18 protein-coding genes are annotated in these 21,029 nt (G+C 39.7%); 7 read left to right on the top strand and 11 right to left on the bottom strand.

From position 1 onward, the window contains the following. Positions 1-108: 108 nt before the first annotated feature. From GQR55_RS10430 to GQR55_RS10405, 6 genes are all read left to right on the top strand, one after another. On the top strand, positions 109-1,896 hold the full coding sequence (locus tag GQR55_RS10430) for a PDZ domain-containing protein (protein WP_166420534.1): 1,788 nt from the start codon (positions 109-111) through the stop codon (positions 1,894-1,896). A 157-nt stretch (positions 1,897-2,053) separates the two neighbouring features. Continuing rightward, positions 2,054-4,138 carry a bifunctional diguanylate cyclase/phosphodiesterase gene (locus tag GQR55_RS10425; RefSeq protein WP_166420533.1) on the top strand — a complete coding sequence of 695 codons (2,085 nt, stop codon included), beginning with the start codon at positions 2,054-2,056 and terminating at the stop codon, positions 4,136-4,138. Between the two features lie 105 nt (positions 4,139-4,243). Continuing rightward, entirely contained in the window at positions 4,244-6,415 is a 2,172-nt protein-coding gene (locus GQR55_RS10420; RefSeq protein WP_166420532.1) for a S46 family peptidase, read from the top strand. 243 nt (positions 6,416-6,658) lie between these two features. Beyond that, the gene (locus GQR55_RS10415; RefSeq protein WP_166420531.1) at positions 6,659-7,930 is read left to right on the top strand and encodes an aminotransferase class I/II-fold pyridoxal phosphate-dependent enzyme; all 1,272 of its coding nucleotides are present in this window, start codon (positions 6,659-6,661) and stop codon (positions 7,928-7,930) included. A gap of 257 nt (positions 7,931-8,187) precedes the next feature. Beyond that, positions 8,188-8,568, top strand: a complete 381-nt coding sequence (locus GQR55_RS10410) for a BlaI/MecI/CopY family transcriptional regulator (RefSeq protein WP_166420530.1) — start codon at positions 8,188-8,190, stop codon at positions 8,566-8,568. A gap of 11 nt (positions 8,569-8,579) precedes the next feature. Next, positions 8,580-9,842 (top strand): M56 family metallopeptidase, encoded by a 1,263-nt coding sequence (locus tag GQR55_RS10405; RefSeq protein WP_240916843.1) that lies wholly within the window; start codon positions 8,580-8,582, stop codon positions 9,840-9,842. Positions 9,843-10,248: 406 nt separating this feature from the next. Here GQR55_RS10405 and GQR55_RS10400 read toward each other — a convergent pair whose 3' ends face one another. The 10 genes from GQR55_RS10400 to hisG all read right to left on the bottom strand — a co-directional run bounded on the left by GQR55_RS10400 (position 10,249) and on the right by hisG (position 18,194). Beyond that, positions 10,249-10,434 carry a DUF1289 domain-containing protein gene (locus GQR55_RS10400; protein ID WP_149603692.1) on the bottom strand — a complete coding sequence of 62 codons (186 nt, stop codon included), beginning with the start codon at positions 10,432-10,434 and terminating at the stop codon, positions 10,249-10,251. A 2-nt stretch (positions 10,435-10,436) separates the two neighbouring features. Further along, positions 10,437-10,991, bottom strand: a complete 555-nt coding sequence (locus tag GQR55_RS10395) for a hypothetical protein (protein ID WP_166420529.1) — start codon at positions 10,989-10,991, stop codon at positions 10,437-10,439. A 118-nt stretch (positions 10,992-11,109) separates the two neighbouring features. Then, entirely contained in the window at positions 11,110-11,724 is a 615-nt protein-coding gene (hisIE, locus tag GQR55_RS10390; RefSeq protein ID WP_165727992.1) for a bifunctional phosphoribosyl-AMP cyclohydrolase/phosphoribosyl-ATP diphosphatase HisIE, read from the bottom strand. Then, entirely contained in the window at positions 11,715-12,494 is a 780-nt protein-coding gene (hisF, locus tag GQR55_RS10385) for an imidazole glycerol phosphate synthase subunit HisF (protein WP_165727991.1), read from the bottom strand. Before hisF ends, hisIE begins: the two co-directional genes overlap by 10 nt. Then, on the bottom strand, positions 12,476-13,210 hold the full coding sequence (locus GQR55_RS10380) for a 1-(5-phosphoribosyl)-5-[(5-phosphoribosylamino)methylideneamino] imidazole-4-carboxamide isomerase (RefSeq protein WP_010552951.1): 735 nt from the start codon (positions 13,208-13,210) through the stop codon (positions 12,476-12,478). The genes hisF and GQR55_RS10380 overlap by 19 nt, the downstream gene beginning before the upstream one ends. A gap of 33 nt (positions 13,211-13,243) precedes the next feature. Beyond that, complete coding sequence (gene hisH / locus GQR55_RS10375; protein WP_166420528.1) at positions 13,244-13,834, bottom strand: imidazole glycerol phosphate synthase subunit HisH; 591 nt, start codon at positions 13,832-13,834, stop codon at positions 13,244-13,246. Beyond that, the gene (hisB, locus tag GQR55_RS10370) at positions 13,831-14,892 is read right to left on the bottom strand and encodes a bifunctional histidinol-phosphatase/imidazoleglycerol-phosphate dehydratase HisB (protein WP_007580650.1); all 1,062 of its coding nucleotides are present in this window, start codon (positions 14,890-14,892) and stop codon (positions 13,831-13,833) included. The genes hisH and hisB overlap by 4 nt, the downstream gene beginning before the upstream one ends. Continuing rightward, complete coding sequence (hisC, locus tag GQR55_RS10365; protein WP_166420527.1) at positions 14,889-15,998, bottom strand: histidinol-phosphate transaminase; 1,110 nt, start codon at positions 15,996-15,998, stop codon at positions 14,889-14,891. The genes hisB and hisC overlap by 4 nt, the downstream gene beginning before the upstream one ends. Then, a complete protein-coding gene (hisD, locus tag GQR55_RS10360; RefSeq protein ID WP_007580646.1) occupies positions 15,988-17,289 on the bottom strand; it encodes a histidinol dehydrogenase in 1,302 nt (433 codons plus the stop codon). Before hisD ends, hisC begins: the two co-directional genes overlap by 11 nt. 5 nt (positions 17,290-17,294) lie before the next feature. Next, positions 17,295-18,194, bottom strand: a complete 900-nt coding sequence (gene hisG, locus GQR55_RS10355) for an ATP phosphoribosyltransferase (RefSeq protein ID WP_007580644.1) — start codon at positions 18,192-18,194, stop codon at positions 17,295-17,297. Positions 18,195-18,614: 420 nt separating this feature from the next. Here hisG and GQR55_RS10350 point away from each other — a divergent pair, with 420 nt between their 5' ends. Next, entirely contained in the window at positions 18,615-18,851 is a 237-nt protein-coding gene (locus GQR55_RS10350) for a hypothetical protein (protein ID WP_165727986.1), read from the top strand. A gap of 90 nt (positions 18,852-18,941) precedes the next feature. On the opposite strand, the gene GQR55_RS10345 is transcribed toward GQR55_RS10350, so the two are convergent. Beyond that, the gene (locus GQR55_RS10345) at positions 18,942-20,798 is read right to left on the bottom strand and encodes a cytochrome c/FTR1 family iron permease (RefSeq protein WP_166420563.1); all 1,857 of its coding nucleotides are present in this window, start codon (positions 20,796-20,798) and stop codon (positions 18,942-18,944) included. Positions 20,799-21,029 lie beyond the last annotated feature (231 nt).

The raw sequence follows: 21,029 nt of genomic DNA, 5'->3' as shown, positions 1-21,029 counted from the left end.
GAGCTACTACGTATAAACTCGTATACAGGGCAATTTGTCGTATTTAATTCACTTTTAAATAGCAGCTTGTTAGTCTTGCAAGCAATTAAGTTTCCACTAAGAGTTTCTATGAAAAAGTTATTAGCCCTTTCTATCCTAGCTGCATGTTCAGCACCTGTATTTGCCGATGTGAATTATTCTTTAGAAATTTCGCAACCACAGCACCATTTAGGTGATGTAAGTGTCGAGTTTCCAAAAACTGCGCAAGCACATCTTGATATAAAACTTCCAGCATGGCGTACGGGTCGTTACGAAATGCTAAACCTCGCCAATGGTATTCGTTATTTCAAAGCTAAAGATGAAGATGGCAAAGAGTTAAAATGGGAAAAAATTGACCACAGTACATGGCGTATTCACCTTAATGAGCCAACAGAAGTTAATGTTGACTACCAAGTGTATGCAAACGAACTTGGCAAGCGTGCTCGCCATATCGACGACAGCCATGCATTTATAGATGCGTCAGGTTTTTTTATGTTCAGTGAGGCGTTTCGCCAAGAGCCTGTAACCGTTAATTTAGACGTGCCTAAAAAATGGCGCTCAGTATCGGGTATGGATAATTTAAAAGGTAAAAATACTTTTAAAGCAGCTGATTACGACGTACTTGTTGATTCGCCAATCGAAACAGGTATTAATCAGTTACATACTTTTGAAGTAGACGGCCGTGAATATGATTTAGTTATATGGGGCGAAGGTAACTACGACGTAGAGCAAATGCTTACCGATCTTAAAAAATTAGTTGCTACTGGAAATGTAATTTGGGATGGCTATCCGTATGAACGTTATGTATTTATGGTTCATGCTACGTCGGGCGCAGGTGGTGCTACAGAGCATTTAAATTCAACAATTATTCAACGTCCACGCGATCGATTTGGTAGCCGCGAAGATTACCTAGCCTTTATTAGCACCGCTGCGCATGAGTTTGTTCATACGTGGAATGTTAAAGCATACCGCCCTCAAGGTTTGGTGCCTTACGATTACACGAACATGAACTACTCAAAACTATTGTGGATCGCTGAAGGTTCAACAAGTTATTTTGAAGACCATTTAATGGTTCGCTCTGGTATTGAAACCACAGATGAATTTTTTAAAGTGATGAGCAAAACCATTAATCGCCATTTACAAACACCGGGCCGTGAAGTGCAAAGCGCAAGCGAAACAAGCTTTGATAAATGGATTAATCAAGGTGGCGATCATGCACGTAACTACAGCACCAACATTTATTCTGAGGGCTCGTTACTCTCTTTAGCTTTAGATATCGACCTACTTGAAAAAAGCCAGGGTAAAATAAGCTATCGCGACGTGCACAAAGCACTTTATAACAATCATAAAATGCCAGCCGGTTTTACAGACGTAGACGTGCTTAATATTTTAAAAGACTTAACAGGGCGTGATTACTCAAGCTGGTGGCAGGAAAATGTAGAATCGCCAGCAAGTATCAACTTTGATGAACTACTTACTAAAGTAGGCTTGAAATTTGAACGTCCTGAAAAAGCAAAAGCCCTCGCAAGCATTGATGCTACTGCTAAAAACACAGGTGAACTACTTACCCTAAGCTATGTTCGCCGCGGTGGAAGCGCATGGAAAGCAGGTTTAACTACCGATGATAAAATTGTCGCTATAAACAAACATCACGTAGGTAAAGATTTAAAAACCAGCCTAGAAACGTTTAAAGCTGGCGACAAGGTAGCCATTGACTATCTTCGTCGTGATGCACTTGAAAGCTTAACATTAGTGCTATCAGAAGATTTTGATAAGCCTAAAAAAGTAGTTGCAGATAAAGACGCAACGCTTGCGCAAAAGGCATTATTTAAAGCGTGGATTGGTGTTGAACATCCAAATGATGTAACCGAAAAATAATACGTTATTTATCTAAGTTAGTTTTAAAAAGGAGCTTAGGCTCCTTTTTTATTGCTAAAAACAAATCAATTGAAATTTAAAACACAACTGACATAGGTAAAAACAATCATTAAGTACTATTATCAAAAGCAAAGCTCTTTTGGATCATCGACTGACAATGAAAATAGATAAAGCTGTAAATGTGCTAACCCATAAGTTTGTTATAAACGATCCGCTTCATCAGCTATTTGACGCGGTTAGCGCTATTTCTGTGCAGGGGTATGATGAGCAACGACGTGTAATTTATTGGAATAAAGGTAGTGAGTATCTTTATGGCTATAGTGCACAAGAAGCTGCTGGGCAAAAGCTTGAAGATTTAATTATTCCTACCCCAATGCAAGATGCGGTTGTATCGGCTCATACTAATTGGCTTAACAACGGTACAGAAATTCCTGCAGCGGAGATTACCTTACAGCGCAAAAATGGCACGCTGGTGTGTGTGTTTTCAAGCCATGTAATGTTTATTAATCAATATAATATTAAACAAATGTATTGCATAGATATTGATTTAACCGATGTAAAAAAAGCTCAAGGACAGGCTATTTTCAAAGAAAAAATGCTCGAAACCATTTTCGAAGCAATCCCTGATTTATTTTTCTTAATGCAAGAAGATGGCACTATTATTGACTACCACGCCAGTAATGAAAATAACCTCTATGTTAATCCTGACGAATTTATTGGTAAAAGCATGTTTGCTGTATTGCCTGATGAAATTGCAATTAAATTTCAGGTTAATATTGCCCAAGCATTAAAGCAAAAAGAAATGGTTAGCTTTGAGTACGAACTGAGGCTGCCCAAAGGCACTGTATATTTTGAAGCCCGTGTAAATCATGTACCTCAATATGAGCAAGTCATGGTTATTGTTCGTGATATTACCGAACAACATAAATCAGATGAGTTAATACGCCATCAAGCCTATTTTGATAGCTTAACATTACTTCCTAATCGGTTTTTAGCGCTAGATAAGTTATCAAAAATTTTAAAAGATGCAGATGAAAATAAAGGTAATGCCGCTGTTTGTTTTCTGGATTTAGATGATTTTAAAAAAATTAACGACTCACTTGGGCATGAAGTTGGCGATAAATTATTAATTGAAGCTGCTGCAAGACTTCAGGAAATTATTAGTGATAATGGTACAGTAGGGCGACTAGGTGGTGATGAGTTTATTGTATTATTACACGACTTATCTTGTGCAAAAAGCGCACTGCGTATAATAGACAAGTTACTTAAAAGTTTTAGAGAGCCATTTAGAATAGAAGGGCGTGAATTAATGGTTACGCTAAGTGCTGGCATTGCTATGTACCCTGAAAATGGCAGTTCAGCTTCGGATTTACTACGTAACGCAGATACCGCAATGTATCAAGCTAAAGCATTAGGCCGAAACACCTATTCTTTTTTTGCAAAGCAAATGAATGTAGTAATCCAGCGGCGTTTATCAATTGAAGAGCAAATGAGTGGTGCCCTTGAGCGTAATGAATTCGAACTATATTACCAACCTCAATTAGACGTTAAAAATAAACATATTATTGGCGCTGAAGCGTTATTACGCTGGCATAACCCTGAGTTAGGGAATGTAACACCCGATGAGTTTATACCTATAGCGGAAAATACAGGATTAATTGTACCTATTGGTAAATTTGTAATTAGCCAAGCATTACATTTTTTAAATGAGTGGCAAAGCACTTGTAAACGCGAACAAAAATATACAATGGCAGTTAACTTATCTCCTCGTCAATTTAGAGACGCAGGGTTACTTCGCTTTATTCAAAATTCACTTATTGATGCACAAGTAAACCCCGAAAGTTTAGAGCTTGAAATTACTGAGGGAGTATTGATGAGTTGCCATACTAATGTTGTTGATATATTGACTGAAATTACGGCATTAGGCATTAACTTATCAATGGATGATTTTGGTACAGGTTATTCGTCATTAAGTTATTTAAGAGAGTACCCTTTTAATGTACTCAAAATAGACAGAAGTTTTATAGATGGCATTGTGTTAAATAATGAAGATTGCAATTTAGTGAGAGCAATCATTGCCATGTCGCACAGCTTAGGACTGACAGTGGTAGCCGAAGGCGTAGAAACAAAAGAGCAACACACTTTATTAAACGAATTGGGCTGTGATTATATGCAAGGCTTTTATTTTAGCAAACCAATACCAGCAAAACAATTTCTTGATTTTTCAATTAATTTTAAATAAAGAGTAAGATTAAACACTCGATTGTAACAAATCATTACATGGCTATTGACCTTATTATCGCATCGCGAGTAACCTGTTATAGAAACAAATAAAAAGGATTCTATAATGCGTTTAAAACCTCTTGTAGCTACATTAGCAGCCACATTCGCACTATCACTTTCAAGTAGCGCCATTGCCGATGAAGGCATGTGGCAACCACATCAACTTCCAGAGTTAGAATCAATTTTAAAAGCTAAAGGGCTTGAAATTGATGTTGAATCTATTTCTAAATTAACCGAATTTCCTATGAATGCGGTAATTAGCCTAGGTGGCTGTACAGCATCGTTTGTATCGCCTAAAGGCTTAGTGGTTACAAATCATCACTGTGTTTATGGCTCGGTACAATATAACTCAACGCCTGAGAACAACATTTTAGAAAATGGCTTTTTAGCTAAAAGTCCTGCTGAGGATTTACCTGCAGCGCCTGGCTCACGCGTATATGTAACTAAAACGGTTACCAACGTAACAGATGAAGTAATTAAAGGTACTAACGAGTTAACAGCAAAAGCACGCTACGACGCACTCGAAAAAAACGAAAAAGCACTAGTAGCGCAATGTGAAGCTGATGAAAGCTATCGTTGTAATGTATATTCGTTTCACGGTGGTTTAGAGTTTTACTTAATTAAATCACTTGAAATTAAAGACGTACGCTTATCTTATGCACCGGCTATGGGCGTAGGTAAATATGGTGGCGATATAGATAACTGGATGTGGCCGCGCCATACAGGCGACTTTGGTTTTTACCGTGCCTATGTAGGTAAAGATGGAAAACCTGCAGAGTACAGCAAAGACAACGTACCTTACGTACCAGACTCTTACCTAAAAGTAAGTGCCAAAGGTGTGCAAGAAGGCGACTTTGTAATGGTTACAGGTTATCCAGGGCGAACTAACCGCTACCGTATAGCAACAGAGGTAGATAACGTATTTAACGACAGCTACCCTAAAGCACGTGAGCATAACTCAAAATACGTGTCGCTTATTGAAGAAAACTCAGAAGACGGCAGTAAAGCGCGTATTGCTTACGAAAGCACCATTGCAGGTTATAACAACTATATTAAAAACTATGGTTCGATGATCGAAAGCTTCAAAAAAGGCACTATGCTTGAGCGCAAAAAACAGTTTGAGCAAGACTTAACACAATGGATCAATAGTGATGCTGAGCGTAAAGAACAATACGGAAGCGTATTAGGTGAGCTATCTGAGCTAATTGCGCAATCACAAGAGCACAGTGAACGCGACCGCATGTTAGGTTATGTACATCGCTCACAAATGATCAGTACAGCACGACGTTTATACCGCTTAGCTTACGAAAAACAAAAGCCAAATAGCGAACGTGAATCTGGTTATCAAGAACGTGACTTACCTCGCATTAAAGCAGGGCTTGAGCGCATGACGCGCCGTTATGATAGCAAAGTAGACAAAGCTATTTTACTGCACTTTTTAGAGCTATATGCAGCACTTCCAAAAGAAGAGCGTTTTAGCGACGTTGATAACGTATTTAAAGTACAAAACGGTTTTGATAAAGCAACCCAAAGCGCGTTACTTGATAGCATGTATGAACAGTCAAGACTTGATAATGCCACTGTTCGCACTTCATTATTTGAGCAATCGTTTAGCCAGCTAAATCAAAGCCAAGACCCATTTGTGCAGTACGCTAAAGCAATCTTTAAAGTAATGAAAGCACAGGAAGATAAATCAAAAGCACTTGCAGGTAAATTACAAGCAGCTCGCCCAGAGCTAATGAGCGCAATCATTGCGTTTAACAAAGCTAAGAACAAACCGGTATACGCCGATGCCAACAGCACACTCCGTGTAACCTATGGCACAGTAGGCGGCTACTCACCTCAAGATGGCTTGGTAGCAACACCTTTTACATCGCTTGAAGGGTTACTAGCTAAAAACACCGATGTTGATCCATTTAATGCACCTAAAAAGTTACAAGAGCAAATTAAAGCCAAGCTTTACGGTGATTACACGGGTGGTATGAATACAGTGCCTGTTAACTTTTTATCAAATGTAGACACTACCGGTGGTAACTCAGGTTCGCCAACACTTAACGGCAAAGCAGAGCTTGTAGGCTTACTGTTCGACGGTGTTTACGAAAGTATTATTGGTGATTGGGATTACAACCCAGAGCTTAATCGCTCAATCCACGTAGATTCACGCTACATGCTGTGGGTAATGGATAAAGTAGATAATGCACAAAACTTATTAGACGAAATGACAATCGTAAAATAAGTAATTAGTGAGATAGAGAAGGGCGCTTACCGTAAAGGAAGCGCCTTTTTTATTGGGAGTTAACCGTTAATTGTTTTTCTTGTGTAGGCGGGAGTGTACCTCGCGCGCAGTAAGGTGAAAAACCAAAATTATTTAGATGGGTGTCATTCTAATTCTTTTCCTCAACACCCTTTAATATATTTCATGTGCATTTTATAGCCAAGAAGTGCTAGCTTAGTGGTAAATTAATTGAAGGAAATAATTATGAAATTAGAGTCATTAGCACTGCATCACGGTTACGAATCTGAAGCTACAACTAAATCTGCAGCCGTGCCTATTTACAATACATCATCGTACACATTTGATAACACGCAGCATGGCGCTGATTTATTCGATTTAAAAGTACCTGGGAATATTTACACCCGCATAATGAACCCAACCAATGCTGTACTTGAACAACGTATTGCTGCAATGGAAGGAGGTATTGGTGGGCTGGCTGTTGCCTCTGGGATGGCTGCTATTACGTATGCTATTCAATGTTTGTGTGAAGTAGGTACTAATATTGTGAGCACCAGCCAAGTGTATGGTGGCACGTATAACTTATTTGCACATACACTACCTAGGCAAGGTATTGAAGCGCGCATGATTAAAGCCGATGACTTTACCGCGTTCGAGAATGCAATTGACGACAACACCCGTGCTGTTTTTTGTGAATCTATTGGTAATCCTGCAGGTAATATTGTTGATATTGAACGTTTAGCACGTATTGCACATAGCAAAGGTGTGCCGCTTATTGTTGATAATACCGTGGCTACGCCGTATTTATGCCGCCCATTTGAGCTGGGCGCCGATATAGTGGTTCACTCACTTACAAAGTATATAAACGGGCACGGTACTGCTATTGGCGGCATGATTGTCGACTCAGGTAAATTTGATTGGAAAGCGAATGCTACGCGTTTTGCAATGATGAACGAGCCCGATCCGTCGTATCACAATGTGGTTTATACCGAAGCTTTTGCTGAAGCTGCATTTATTGGTCGCTGCAGAGTAGTGCCACTTAGGAATACCGGCGCAGCGCTTGCCCCTAAAAACGCATCTGATATTTTAATCGGCCTTGAAACCTTAGGCTTAAGAATGGATCGCCACTGCGAAAATGCACAGCACTTGGCTGAGTATTTAGAAAATCATCCAAAAGTGCTTTGGGTTAATTACGCAGGGCTTGAATCAAGCCCGTATAACGAAATGAGTCAAAAAATTACCAGTGGTAAAGCATCGGGTATTTTAAGCTTTGGTATTGCTGGTGGCCTAGAAGCAGGTACTCGTTTTATTGATGCACTAAACATGATTTTACGCTTAGTTAATATTGGCGATGCTAAGTCACTTGCGTGTCATCCTGCGTCAACCACACACCGCCAATTAAACGATGAAGAATTAGCAAATGCAGGCGTAAGCCGCGATTTAATTCGTTTGTCAGTCGGTATTGAAAACATTGCAGACATAATTGCCGATGTAAGCCAAGCGCTCGATAAAGCATAGTTACCTCACTACCTTCCATAAAAACTTTAAAGCATAAAAAGCGTTAGTTGAAAATAAACTATCGTTTTTTATGTTTTTCTAAAATCTATTAATAAGTATACCTCTTTATTTTATATGCCTTTTTTATAAAACCTTCCCATGGCTTTTATATTTCTACCGTTTGTTTTTTATTCACATGTCAATTTTGTATTGACACTAAGATTACTTACTACTACATTTGTAACAGTACCACTACAAGTGTAGTAATAGGAGCAACAATGAAACTTAGTGATTTTGAAATGGATATTATGCAGCTGCTTTGGCAGGAAGAACCTTGTACCGCCAGTCAACTACATAAAGTGCTTTTAGCTGATAAGCAAAAAGATAAAAAAGTAGCCTATACAACGGTTAAAACTATTGTTGATAGGCTGGAACAAAAAAGAGCGATTGAACGTTGTGGGCATGAAGGGCGAGCTATTGTTTTTAGAACAATTGTGACTCAAGACGCGTTATCGGAACAAGCTATGCCTAGCTTTATGCAACGATTTTTTAAAGGTAATTCTCGTAGTTTAATTGCTCACTTTATTAAAGAAGAAAAGCTAAACGATGAAGATATTGAATATTTACAAACGCTTTTAAAAAATAAGAAGTTAGATTAAAGGAGAGGGTAATGACGGATTATTTATTTACCAGCACACTTATTAGCTTATGTATTTTGCTTACAGTAAAGGGGTTAAAAAATGCCCCTGCACGATTAAACTTTTACCTTTTGATGATTGCCTTGGCATGTTGGTTTGTCCCTTGGCAATACTTATCTCAGTTATCATTTTTTGAAGGATCAGAACGTTACACATTAAATGTGGCGAAAATTGTTCCCGATATAAAAGTGTTAATTCCAGATACCTTACACACAACGACTCCGAACACGCTACTAAGTAAGCAGAGTATGTGGGACTTTGTTCCATCAATGAGTAATATTTTTATTATTCTGCTTGTTAGTGGTTGTGGATTGTTTTTATTACGCATGGGCCTATACGTAAAGCTTATAAAAACTTTATACATTAACTCAAAGCCAAGTACTGAACTTAAGCACATCAAAAATCAGTATCCAATTAGACTAACAACCCATACAGAGCCTGCTTTTGCTACAGGATTAATAAAGCCTGTTATTTGGTTAGAGACGTCGATGATAAATCGTGAAGAGTTAAATTCAGTCATTCAACACGAGGTAACCCATTTACAACAAGGTGATATTTATTGGACGTGGCTTATTTGTTTTATAGAAAGCGTTTTTTGGTGGAACCCTATCTGCTTAAAGTTAACTGGTTTAGCGCGAGAACAACTTGAACTTAGGTGTGATGAGTTGTGTATGCAAAAGCTAAAAGATAAATACCAATTAGATTTAGCGAGTTTATTACTAAAAAAGCAAAACGCTACGAGCAAAAACAACTTTTTTACCCCCCCACTTTTGAATATTGCTCACTCTAAGAGCTTTAATATTCAGAGGATCAAAATGTTAAACAAGGATAAAACAATGAAAAGTAAATATTTGGTTATGGTTGCGGCGGCAATGTCTTTTAGTGCTTTAGCTGCAGCGCAAATTGTAGATGGTAATACGGGTAGCAAACAACAAAGTAGTAATGCTGCGCAAGCCCCTGTAAAAAGTGAAGCTTATAATGAACAACTTGCACAACTTCTTAAAAGTGCAGCTGGGGCAAAAAGTGATACCCCTGAACTGTTAAACCAAGCTGCTCAAGGTATTCAAGATTGGCACTTGAATAGAGACAAACTTACTGGTTTTGAAGAAGCTGAAATCAAACTACAAAGCTTTAGTCTGCTAAATCACGTTTACTCTAAACTTGAGCAATATGAAGATATACTGAGTGCTTACGAAAAATGGTATGAACAGGGTAGTAACCCGCCTTACTTTTAAAAAAATTCACTAGCAACCGCGTATATACAGCTAGGGCGTTATGAGCTTGCTGTTGTAGAGCTTGAAAATCTATCAAAACAGCTTGAAGGGAAACTACATGTAGGCTCTGCTGATAACTTAGCACTAGCGTACATTTACCTTGCTGATTACGATAAGGCATTAAAAACCCTAGAGCAGGTTGATGCAAAAGACGATGTATACGGAAATATCCTTAAATATTATGTTTACGATAAACAAAATAACCGCAAAAAGATGGATGAAATCAAAAGTAAAATCCCAGAAGTATTTGCAGTTACCCCCGCGTTATTACCACAAAGCGGCGTACCCGGTTCGCAATTACTAAGATTACTATAAATATACAGTGTAAAGAGGCTCAGTTTTTGAGCCTCTATTTAACAATGAGTAACTACTTTAAATCTGCTCGTGGTGTTTCTAAAATCGCTTTTTTTTCATCTTCAGATAATATTATCCAATCAAAGATTTCTTCGTTGGTACGCCCGCAACCAGTGCAATAACCGCTGCGGCGCTCACATATTCCTAGGCAATCAGTTTTAAATTTAGATGGTTTTTTGTTTTGATTTAATTGGCGCATAATTAAAGTCCTAACGGTGGTGCAATTTCAAAGCGAGTAGTGAACCCATTACCTTCTTGATTGGTAGCAAGTGTAATCACTGGGGTTTTAGTATCAAGTACAAAGGTGCTGTAAATTGAACTTGCTGTTTCTTTTTGGCTTTCAAACCAACCTGTTTTGGTTAAACATTGGCGTAATTGCTTAGCCAGTTTTTGATGAGACTTTACGGTTTGCGTTTGTGTTTTAACAGGCGTTTGGCATTGGTAGCTTGCTTGCTCTGACTTATTTAAAGTAACCGTACAGGTTGCTCCAATAATATGAGTATTAGTACGCCATTGATTAGTAAACTGGTTAGTTACTTTATCTGTTTTGATTGAATTAAAACCAGACTCATAACTGCTTATAAGGTTATTTATGGTGCTACATTCATCGGGTATTACTGTGGATTTTACAGATTGATTCGTTGTAGTAGTGGTTGCTGTATTTGTAGTCTGATTAGTTTTGCTGGTACAGCCCGCTAAAATAAACGCGATAACTAAAATAAATGCGACGAAGGAAGGAGTTATATAGTTTTTCATAGTTCACAGTAACCGATTAATTGAGCCTCGCACTATACCATACATAATTTACTCAACTAAAAGCGAAAAACAAAAAGGCCCATATAAATATGAGCCTCCTAGTTAATCACAACTAATGCTATTTATGGCGACCTTGCAAGCATTTAACTACATCTTCAAGGGCTAAGCCTTGGCGTTGTAGCAATACAGTAAGGTGATAAATTAAATCAGCAGATTCGTTTGTTAGCTCATCATTATCGTGTTTCATAGCGGCAAGGGCAACTTCTACGCCTTCTTCACCTACTTTTTGACAACTACGGCTTAAGTCTTTTGCAAATAATGAGGCTGTGTAGCTTTTTTCAGGGTCGTCGTTTTTACGCGCTACAATCACATCTTCTAATTGTGCTAAAAAGCTTAAACTTGGTTTTGCATCATCACCAAAACAGCTTTGTGTGCCTAAGTGGCACGTTGGGCCTTCTGGGTTGGCAAGTACTAAAATTGAATCGTAGTCACAATCTGTATGAACAGATACTACGTTTAAGTAGTTTTCTGATGACTCGCCTTTAGTCCATAATCGTGATTTTGAACGCGAGTAAAACGTCACTTTATTGCTCTCAAGCGTTACATTTAGTGCTTCGCTGTTCATAAAGCCTTGCATTAAAATAACACCAGAGCGGGCATCTTGAATAATAGCAGGGATCATTTCACTTTTAGCGAAATCGACTTGAGCTTGGTTTTGTTGTGTTACTTGCATAATCTTGCTGCCACTTGGTTATCTGTTAAAAATTGTTTAAGTTCGCCAATGTTAATCACATTTTTATGAAAAACGCTGGCGGCTAATGCACCATCTACTTTACTTTGTTTAAATACATCAACAAAATCTTGCATAGAGCCCGCACCGCCTGAGGCGATTAAAGGAATGTTACATAGCTCGCGAATTTTACTGAGTTGCTCGTTGTCGTAACCGTTACGAACGCCATCTTGGTTCATGCAGTTTAATACAATTTCGCCTGCACCCAAGTCTTGTACGCGTTTAACCCATTCCTCGGTTTTATAACGCGTACGGCTTGATGCATTAGGATCGCCAGTAAGCTGATAAACTAAATACTCGCCAGTAGTTTCATCAAAAAAGCTGTCTATGCCGACTACTACACATTGCTTACCAAACTCATCGTGTAATTCTTTAATAAGTTCAGGGCGTGCAATAGCAGGGCTGTTAATACTTATTTTGTCTGCGCCGTGCTCTAAAACACGCGCTGCATCAGCAACCGATTTAATACCGCCGGCTACACAAAATGGAATATCGATATTACGTGCAATGTTCTCTACCCAATTTACATCAAGAAGGCGTTTTTCAACGCTTGCACTGATCTCGTAAAAAACCAGTTCATCTGCACCGGCTTCACTGTAGGCTTTAGCCATTGTTAAAATGTCGCCAACAACTTCATGACCTTTAAACTTAACGCCTTTAACTACTTGGCCGTCTTTAACGTCTAAACACGGGATTATGCGTTTTGATAACATGCCAGTGCCTCCTCAACGCTAAATGCGCCATCAAGCAGTGACTTACCTAAAATAACGCCGCCCACACCTAGCTCTTTAAGCTTTTTAATGTCATCCAGTGAGCTTACGCCCCCTGAGGCTTGCACTTTAATTGTGCTGTTGTGGCGAGTTAGGTCTTCGTAAAGCTCAAACGATGGGCCCGTCATTGTGCCATCTTTACTGATGTCCGTGCATAAAAAATCAATAACGCCTAAGCCTACGTAAAAATCAACCAGCTCAAGTAAACCAAACTCAGATTCACTTAACCAACCGTGCGTAGCAGGTGCCCAGCCAGTGGCTGTTTTATTTACATCAAGCGCAATAACAAAGTGCTCTGCGCCAAATTGTTCAATCCAGGCTTTTACTTGTTCGCGTTTTTCTACTGCCATTGAACCAATAACAACTTGATTTGCTCCGGCTTTTAGCCAATCACTTACATCTTGCTCTGAGCGAATACCGCCGCCCACTTGGTACGGTACGTTAAGTGCTTTGGTTGCAGCTTGAATGTGCTTCCACTGTTTTTTACTTGGATCGCGTGCACCTTCTAAATCAACAAGGTGCAGTTTACCTGCGCCGCTGTCGGCGTATTCTTTTAAACGCGCGCCAAGTTCGAAAGGGTAAAACTGTGCTGTGTCGTATTTACCTTGGTACAAGCGCACAATTTGATTTTGTAATACGTCTAATGCTGGAATAATCACAAATAATCTCTTTTTTGTTAGTTAATGGGCAGTTTATAACTGCCAATCAACAAAATTTTGTAATAAACGTGCGCCAACTTTTGCGCTGCGCTCTGGGTGAAATTGCATGCCCGCGTAATTGTCTTTAGCAACAATGGCTGAAAAGGTTTGACCGTATTGGCCGCTAACTAGTGTGGCGTCGTTTACGGTGTGCGCAAAGCTATGAACAAAATAAACTTGTTCATCGAGCGTTAGCCCTTTAGTTAACGCATGCTCTTTGTTAACTGTTAAGTTATTCCAACCCATATGCGGCGACGTTAAGCTGCCTACATCAAGCGCTTTTACTTGCCCTGGTATTTTACCAAGGCACTGTACGTTACCTTCTTCGGTGCTTTCGCACAGTAACTGCATACCTAAACAAATACCCATAAGCGGGCGCTGGTATTCATTTATAGCTTGTTGCCAGCCGTTATCTACTAGGCGTTTCATAGCAACCGATGCATGGCCTACACCTGGCAATATTGCGCGCTCAAAACCCGCTAATTGCTCTGGTGAAGTAATTACTGTTGGCGTTTGCCCTAGGCGTTCAAACGCAAAGCGTACTGAATTAATATTGGCACAACCGGTATTAATTATGGCAATCATAAACATCCCTTAGAGCTGGCTGTTTGTTGGGTTGTGTCTTGTGCTACTGCCATGCGAAGGGCGCGAGAAAACGCTTTAAATAAACCTTCTACTTGGTGATGACAGTTACCGTCGCTTACCGATAAAATAAGGCTAATAGCGGCGTTATCACTTAAGCTTTTGAAAAAGTGCTCAACCATTTGTACATCTAAGTCGCCAGCTTTTTCACGGCTAAAGTTGGCGTTTAATACAAATGATGCACGACCCGATAAATCAATTTGTGCTTCAGCTTTACACTCATCCATAGGTAGCGCAAAACCATAGCGTGCAATTTGCGATTTAGTGCCTAGGGCTTGTTTTAGTGCAACACCGAGTGCAATACCAATGTCTTCAACAAGGTGGTGCTCGTCTATGTGTAAATCGCCTTTGGCTTTAATGTTTAAACCAATGTTTGCGTGCGTGCGAATTTGATCAAGCATGTGATCAAAAAAGCCAAGTCCGGTGTCTATACTGCCATTTTTAGTTTGATCTAAGTTTATGGCTACATCAATTTGGGTTTCTTTGGTATTGCGTGTAACACGACCTTCGCGGTTTGCAGTGGTCAATTTAGTTACTATCGCACTCCAATCGCCGTCGTATAAAATACCTTCACAACATAAGTTTTGAGCAAGGCCAATATCAGTTTCACGGTCGCCAATAACAAAAGAGCGCGCTAAGTCTACTTTGCCTGAGCGCATAAGCTCGGTAAGTAAGCCTGTTTTAGGTTTACGGCAATCGCAGTTTTGCTCGTTAAAGTGAGGGCAAATTAATACTTCGTCAAAGCTAATGCCTTGGCTTTGCATTATGTCCATCATTTTGTCTTGAGCGATGTCAAAATCGGCAGTCGGGAAGCTATCTGTGCCCAAACCATCTTGGTTAGATACCATAACTAAACGGTAACCTGCAGCTTGTAATTGTAATAACGCAGGGATAACGCCAGGTAAAAATGCTAGCTTTTCAAGGCTATCTACCTGTTTGTCGGTAATTGGCTCTTCAATGATAGTGCCGTCGCGGTCGATAAATAAATAGGGGTTACTCATGATACTTCGTTTCCTGCTAAAGATGCTGCGGTAGCTGGCGTTTGTAGGCCATCTAACCAAATTTTTACTTGTTCAAGTTCTTGTTCACTGCCAATTGAAATTCGTAGCCAGTCGTCTTCACCGTATAGCGTAAAAGCGCGCATAACCAAACCTTGCTCAAGTGCAATTTTAAAGTAGTTTTTATCGGCTAATTTTAAAGTAACAAAGTTACCTTCACCAGTGAGAATTTTTAATGCAGCAGGGGAGGCGTTTAGCCAATCCACTAATTTAGCTTTTAAGCTATTTAAAATAGTCACTTGGCGGCGCATTGATGTAATTGCATTAGGTGCAATTGCTTGCGCTGCAATGCTTGCTACTACGCCAGATACCGGATACGGCGCAATGACTTTACGAATTGGCGCAAGAGTTGCTGCTTGTGCAAGGGTAAAGCCGGTTCTGAGGCCTGCTAACGCAAAGGCTTTAGATAACGTACGCAGTACAACTACATTACTAAACTCATTAATAAGTTTAGTGGCACTTTGCTTTGGGCAAAACTCTATATAGGCTTCATCAACAATTACCAGTGCAGAACCCGTAAGTGCTGTTGCAATTGCTTTTACTTTATCAAGAGGCGTTAAGCTGCCCGTTGGGTTATTTGGATTACAAATAAATACCAGTTTTGAGTTACCCACTGCTGTTACTATTTCATCAACACTGCCACTTAATAATAATTCTTGCGTAAGTGCATTAATGCCAACGTTGTGTGTATCGGCGGTAACTTTGTACATACCGTAGGTTGGTAAAAATAGCGCAATACTATCTTTAGCTGGCTCACAGTATGTGCGCACTAAAAGCTCAATGCCTTCATCTGCGCCGCGCGTCATTAATACATTTTCGCTTTCAAGCTCTGTATAAGCGGCGTAACGGTCAATAACCAGTTGCGGTTGTGGATCGGGGTAGCGATTTAAATCTTCAATACTCAGTTCAAGGTTTTTAGCATAAGGGCTTTCGTTAGCATTTAGCCACGTAGTACCGGTTAGCTTTTCACTTTTTGCAGAGCTGTATGCAGCAAGGGCTGCAATATTCTTAGGTAATAAGCTAGACGCTTGTGCGCTCTCATTGCTCATTTTTAATTGCCTCTAAACGAATTGAAACCGCATTAGCGTGGGCATCAAGGCCTTCTGCATCTGCAAGTGGTAAAATAGCTTTCGAAAGCTGCGTTAAACCACTTTTGGTAATTGTTTGCACTGTGTATGTACGAAAAAAATCAAGTAAGTTTAAGCTCGAGTATGTTGCACTGTAACCATATGTTGGTAACACGTGGTTAGTTCCCGATGCGTAATCGCCTGCAGATTCTGGCGTGTAGTCACCTACAAATACTGAGCCTGCGTTTTTAACTTTATCTAGGTATGGTGTTGCATCGCCTAGTTGTAAAATTAAGTGCTCTGGTCCGTATTGCGCCGATACATCAAATGCTTGCTCAATTGAATCAACCAAAATAAGCGAAGAATTAGCGAGCGCTTGCTCGGCTGTTTCTTTGCGGCTCAAATTAGCCAGCTGACGTGTAAGTGCCTGCTGAGTTTGTTCTATAATACTTTCGCTGTTACATAATAAAATAACTTGCGAGTCTGCGCCGTGCTCTGCTTGTGAGAGTAAATCGGCGGCTATAAATTCTGGGTTTGCACGTTCATCTGCAATAACTAGTACTTCAGATGGTCCTGCTGGCATATCAATTGCCATACCTGGAATAGTTTGCGCAACGAGCTGTTTAGCCATTGTTACAAAGCTATTACCTGGGCCAAATATTTTGTTCACTTTAGGAACCGATTCGGTGCCATACGCCATTGCTGCAATTGCGCCTGCGCCACCACTTTCTATTAATGTAGTAATGCCACATAACTTAGCTGCATATAAAATAGCAGGGTTAATCGCTTTATCACCTTGTACCGGTGTAGCAAGTACAACGGTTTTTGCGCCGCTTAACTGCGCTAATACACCCTGCATAATAACCGACGATGGCAGTGGAGCACTGCCACCGGGTACATAAATACCGACTGCTTCGATGGCTTGATATTTCAGTTCACATACAACGCCTGGTTGGGTCGATAATTTAATATCTTTTGGCAATTGCGCTTCGTGAAAACGTTTAACGTTTGCATAAGCGGTGTCAATTGCGTATTTAAGCTCTGCACTTAGTGCTTGCTCTGATGCGTTAATTTCATCAAGCGGAACACATAAGCGAGGGTTAGATCTATTATCAAACTCTTTAGCCATGCTAAGTAAGGCTTCATCACCTTGCTCTTTTACGTTAGCTAAAATAGTTTTGCATATAGCTTCAACCTTGGCACTGGCAGAAACTGCAGGGCGCATTAGCGCCGCTGCTTGTACTTGTGAAGATTCCTCATTCCAACGAAGCATGGCGCTTACTCCATCATTTTTTCAATTGGCATAACTAAAATAGAGTTAGCGCCTAGGGCTTTTAACTGCTCCATTGTTTCCCAAAATAATGTTTCGCTGCTTACCATGTGAAGTGCTACGTATTCATCGTTACCAGCAAGGGCAAGTAGAGTAGGTTGACCAGAACCTGGTAAAATTTCACAAATTTCATCAAGTTTGTTTTTTGGTGCGTGTAGCATGATGTATTTGCTTTCTTTAGCTTGTCTAACACCACGTAGGCGCGGCATAAGCTTATTGATTAGCGCTAGTTTGTCAGCATCTTGAAGATCTTTATTTTGAATTAAACAGGCGTTTGATTCTAAAATTGTTTCGCCTTGAATCAAGCCGTTAGCTTCAAGTGTTGCGCCAGTAGATACTAAATCACAAATTGCATCAGACAAACCTGCACGCGGTGCTACTTCAACAGAACCCGTAAGCATTACTGTACTTGCGTTAATGCCTTCGCGCTTTAACCACTGAGTTAAAATTTCTGGGTAGGTAGTTGCAATACGTTTGCCTTCAAACCAGCTCTTATCGCGAGCGCCAAGCTCTTGTGGCCATGCAAGTGCAAGACGACAGTAACCAAAGTCTAGTTTTGAAAGTTTAGTTACTTCACTTGGAACACCTTGGCGTTCACGTTCTGCTTGAACTTCTACTAGTACGTTTTCGCCAACTATGCCTAAGTCACATACACCGTCCATTACTAAACCCGGAATATCGTCATCGCGCACACGTAGTACGTCAATTGGCATATTAGTTGAGTGTGCAATTAAGCGTTGTTCACGAAGGTTAAGTTTAACACCTAACTGTTTTAGCAGATCTTGACAATCTTTAGATAGGCGGCCACCTTTTTGGATGGCGATACGTAGACGATTACTGTTGTTCATTATTCATTTTCCTTTAATTTAAAAACTAAAAACCCCGAGGGGAACCTCAGGGCGAAAATGAATCAATGTTATTTGAATCGCCAGAGGTTCCTTTTAGGAATAACCTCTCAGCGAAAGACCTGACAGGTTATTCCGGTGAATGGTGGTGATGATGTACTGTTGTCAGGTTTAAGCGCATTTTTTATCCTATGTAACTGCCCGTTGTTTTGTTAACGTGCAGTTGTTATCTGTTTAAATAAATTTCGCATTCATAAAAACATAAACAGCTATATTATGGCAAGTTTTTTTTAGCTTAATTAAAGCATATGTTATAACTGTCGATAATATTAAGGTAATAAGCGCAATTTTAGCGAATAATTGTTTGTTTATTATTCAAATTAAGCATTTTGACAATCAAACAGTTAAAATAAGGAAGTATGTATGGATATTATGATTCCTTATTTAGGAAGAATAACTAGGCTAGAAGTTGAGACAAAAAGTGCTTTTCATATTGCGGGTGTGCAAAGTGGCGCTGCGGCTGAAAAAGTTGAACTAGAGAATAAAAAAAGGCGTGAGTTACAAAAAAAGAAAAATCTCAATATGCTTGATGATCAAAATAATAAAAAAAAGTCTAACTTAGATGATGACGAAAATCCCCATTTAGATACATGGGCATAGGTTACAGTTAATAGTTTAAAGTTATTTGTAGATTGCTAGAATTCAAAAAGGGAAGCCTATTTACTAGGCTTCCCTTTTTTGTTGAACTAATTACTTCTGGCTTTTACTTTTGAATATATAAAAGCTAAATATAGCGAATACACAAACTTGAGCCGCAATACCTTGCCATGTCGATTTTATACCAAGCCATGCAATATCAAAGCTCATTGGTAGTGACGCAATACCTATTATATCGGCCTCTTGTAGTGCAATAACGGCTTTGCCCATAAGCACAAATGAGAGTGCAAATAATAGGTAAGTGGTAATTGCAAAAAACTTAGCAACCGGTAATTTAATTGAGTATTTAATTAATACCCACGTAATAATAGCCAGTATTGCTACACCGATGGCAAAGCCCGATGCAATAGATGAATATTGAGCCGGCGAGCTTTGTGTTAATAATGACTGGTAAAATAGTACGGTTTCAAATACTTCACGGTATACGGCAATAAAAGAAAGCCCTGCTAACCCCCATAATGTACCCGACTCAAGACGCTTATCTATATTGTCTTTTATGTATTTTTGCCATTGTTGCGCACTTGTTTTACTGTGCATCCATACGCCAACATACAGTAAAATAACAGCGGCAAACAATGCACCAGCACCTTCCATAACTTCGCGACTTGCACCACTTATTTCTATTAATGTTTGCGCAGCAGCCCATGTTAAGCCACCTGCAATAAGTGCGGTTATCCAGCCAACATGTACATATTTAAGCGCATCTTGACGTTTAGTTTTAATAAGTACGGTCATAAGGGCAATAATAACGAGGAGTGCTTCTAAGCCTTCGCGTAGCAATATAACTAAACTTGCTGAGAGGAGTGCACCATCAGTTAGTTTGGTTTCGTTTAGCATGCTATCTGCTTTCGCGAGTTGAGCTAGCGCCGCACTTACTTTTTCGCCAACGATGGCAGTATCTTTCTCGTTTTTGAAGGTTTGACGCAGGTTCATCAGTTGTACTTCGATGTTTTTACGCAAAGCTTCGTCGTAAGCATTTAAGTTATTTTCAACAAGTTCAAAGCCATCTAAGTATGCGCTAATTGCTAAGTCACTCGCTTGAGAGTAATTACCTTTAGCATGCGCTGCTTGCGCTGCAAGTAACTGCGTTCGAGTAACCGTTATCGGATTTTTTTTACCTGCAAATAATTGCTCTGGATTACCACGTAACCATTTAACGTAGTGTGCTTGCGCTTCACTTTGACCCGCTGATAATTGTGCAGGGTTTAGGTTTACAATTTGCGAAGCGGTAACATTTTGCTCTACATTTTGCGGTTTTTTAACGTCTTTAAATGCCAAGCTACCTACATAAAAAGCTAAAGACCAACGTTGTTGTTCGTTAAATTGTGTAAAGGCAACCATTGGCGTGTCGTTAATACCGTTACTTACAGCGTCAAACAAACCCATTAATGAGCGGTTAGTTGCGCGTTCTTCATCGGTAAAGTTGGTAGGCTCTGGTGATAAGTTTTTTGCAAGCGGGCCGTCGCCTTGACCACTTGGGCCGTGACACATTGAACAGTTAGCAGCAAAAAGCGCTTTGGTTTGCTCAACAGGTAGTAGTGACGTAGGTAACGATAGCTGCGGCATAAAGACAAGAAGTGATTCACGAAGCGCAGAGCTTGCTGCGCGTACATCGGCAACGCTTGCTTTATTGGCAATCGCTGAATGCAAGGCTTTAGCTTGTACCTTTACTGTGTCGAACTCATTTGTTTGGCTTGATAGCTGTCCAGCTTGCTCAATAATGACATGTGCAAATTCAGTCATTTCTTGATATTCGTCGGGGTCGAGTATTTCACCATTCCCAACAGCTGCTACGTAATCAACACCTACGTACTCTGCAAGCTGTGCAATTTGCTTTATTTTTATTTGTTGATCGGGTGAGGCAGAAACGCTAAAGCTTGCCGTCATCATGATCAAAAGTGCAAAAATGAAATTAAGCTGACGCTTGCTTACAGACACAAAGTTAATAAACATGTGAGAATTATTTATGGACATTGAAAAGCCCTGCAGAGGAAAAGCCAAAATTATAATTGTTTTCATTTGCATTTCAAGCAGATTAATTTAAACAAAGCAGATAAATAAAAAGGATAACAATTTATATAACTTTAAAGTGTTTTTGTAACACGAGAGTAACAGTAACCA

This window comes from Pseudoalteromonas sp. Z1A8 (assembly GCF_011378855.1).
GTDB lineage: Bacteria > Pseudomonadota > Gammaproteobacteria > Enterobacterales > Alteromonadaceae > Pseudoalteromonas.
Note: the sequence above shows the minus strand (reverse complement) of the source record. Positions and strands in the feature narration are given on the sequence as shown.

What these genes read in the sequence shown, in the direction of transcription:
- GQR55_RS10400 (WP_149603692.1), bottom strand. Translation starts at nt 10,434, where the DNA reads ATGCGCCAATTAAATCAAAACAAAAAACCATCTAAATTTAAAACTGAT.
- GQR55_RS10410 (WP_166420530.1), top strand. Translation starts at nt 8,188, where the DNA reads ATGAAACTTAGTGATTTTGAAATGGATATTATGCAGCTGCTTTGGCAG.
- GQR55_RS10405 (WP_240916843.1), top strand. Translation starts at nt 8,580, where the DNA reads ATGACGGATTATTTATTTACCAGCACACTTATTAGCTTATGTATTTTG.
- GQR55_RS10345 (WP_166420563.1), bottom strand. Translation starts at nt 20,798, where the DNA reads ATGATGACGGCAAGCTTTAGCGTTTCTGCCTCACCCGATCAACAAATA.
- hisIE (WP_165727992.1), bottom strand. Translation starts at nt 11,724, where the DNA reads ATGCAAGTAACACAACAAAACCAAGCTCAAGTCGATTTCGCTAAAAGT.
- hisG (WP_007580644.1), bottom strand. Translation starts at nt 18,194, where the DNA reads ATGAACAACAGTAATCGTCTACGTATCGCCATCCAAAAAGGTGGCCGC.
- hisB (WP_007580650.1), bottom strand. Translation starts at nt 14,892, where the DNA reads ATGAGTAACCCCTATTTATTTATCGACCGCGACGGCACTATCATTGAA.
- hisC (WP_166420527.1), bottom strand. Translation starts at nt 15,998, where the DNA reads ATGAGCAATGAGAGCGCACAAGCGTCTAGCTTATTACCTAAGAATATT.
- GQR55_RS10420 (WP_166420532.1), top strand. Translation starts at nt 4,244, where the DNA reads ATGCGTTTAAAACCTCTTGTAGCTACATTAGCAGCCACATTCGCACTA.
- GQR55_RS10425 (WP_166420533.1), top strand. Translation starts at nt 2,054, where the DNA reads ATGAAAATAGATAAAGCTGTAAATGTGCTAACCCATAAGTTTGTTATA.
- GQR55_RS10430 (WP_166420534.1), top strand. Translation starts at nt 109, where the DNA reads ATGAAAAAGTTATTAGCCCTTTCTATCCTAGCTGCATGTTCAGCACCT.
- hisH (WP_166420528.1), bottom strand. Translation starts at nt 13,834, where the DNA reads ATGATTGCCATAATTAATACCGGTTGTGCCAATATTAATTCAGTACGC.
- GQR55_RS10395 (WP_166420529.1), bottom strand. Translation starts at nt 10,991, where the DNA reads ATGAAAAACTATATAACTCCTTCCTTCGTCGCATTTATTTTAGTTATC.
- hisD (WP_007580646.1), bottom strand. Translation starts at nt 17,289, where the DNA reads ATGCTTCGTTGGAATGAGGAATCTTCACAAGTACAAGCAGCGGCGCTA.
- hisF (WP_165727991.1), bottom strand. Translation starts at nt 12,494, where the DNA reads ATGTTATCAAAACGCATAATCCCGTGTTTAGACGTTAAAGACGGCCAA.
- GQR55_RS10415 (WP_166420531.1), top strand. Translation starts at nt 6,659, where the DNA reads ATGAAATTAGAGTCATTAGCACTGCATCACGGTTACGAATCTGAAGCT.
- GQR55_RS10350 (WP_165727986.1), top strand. Translation starts at nt 18,615, where the DNA reads ATGGATATTATGATTCCTTATTTAGGAAGAATAACTAGGCTAGAAGTT.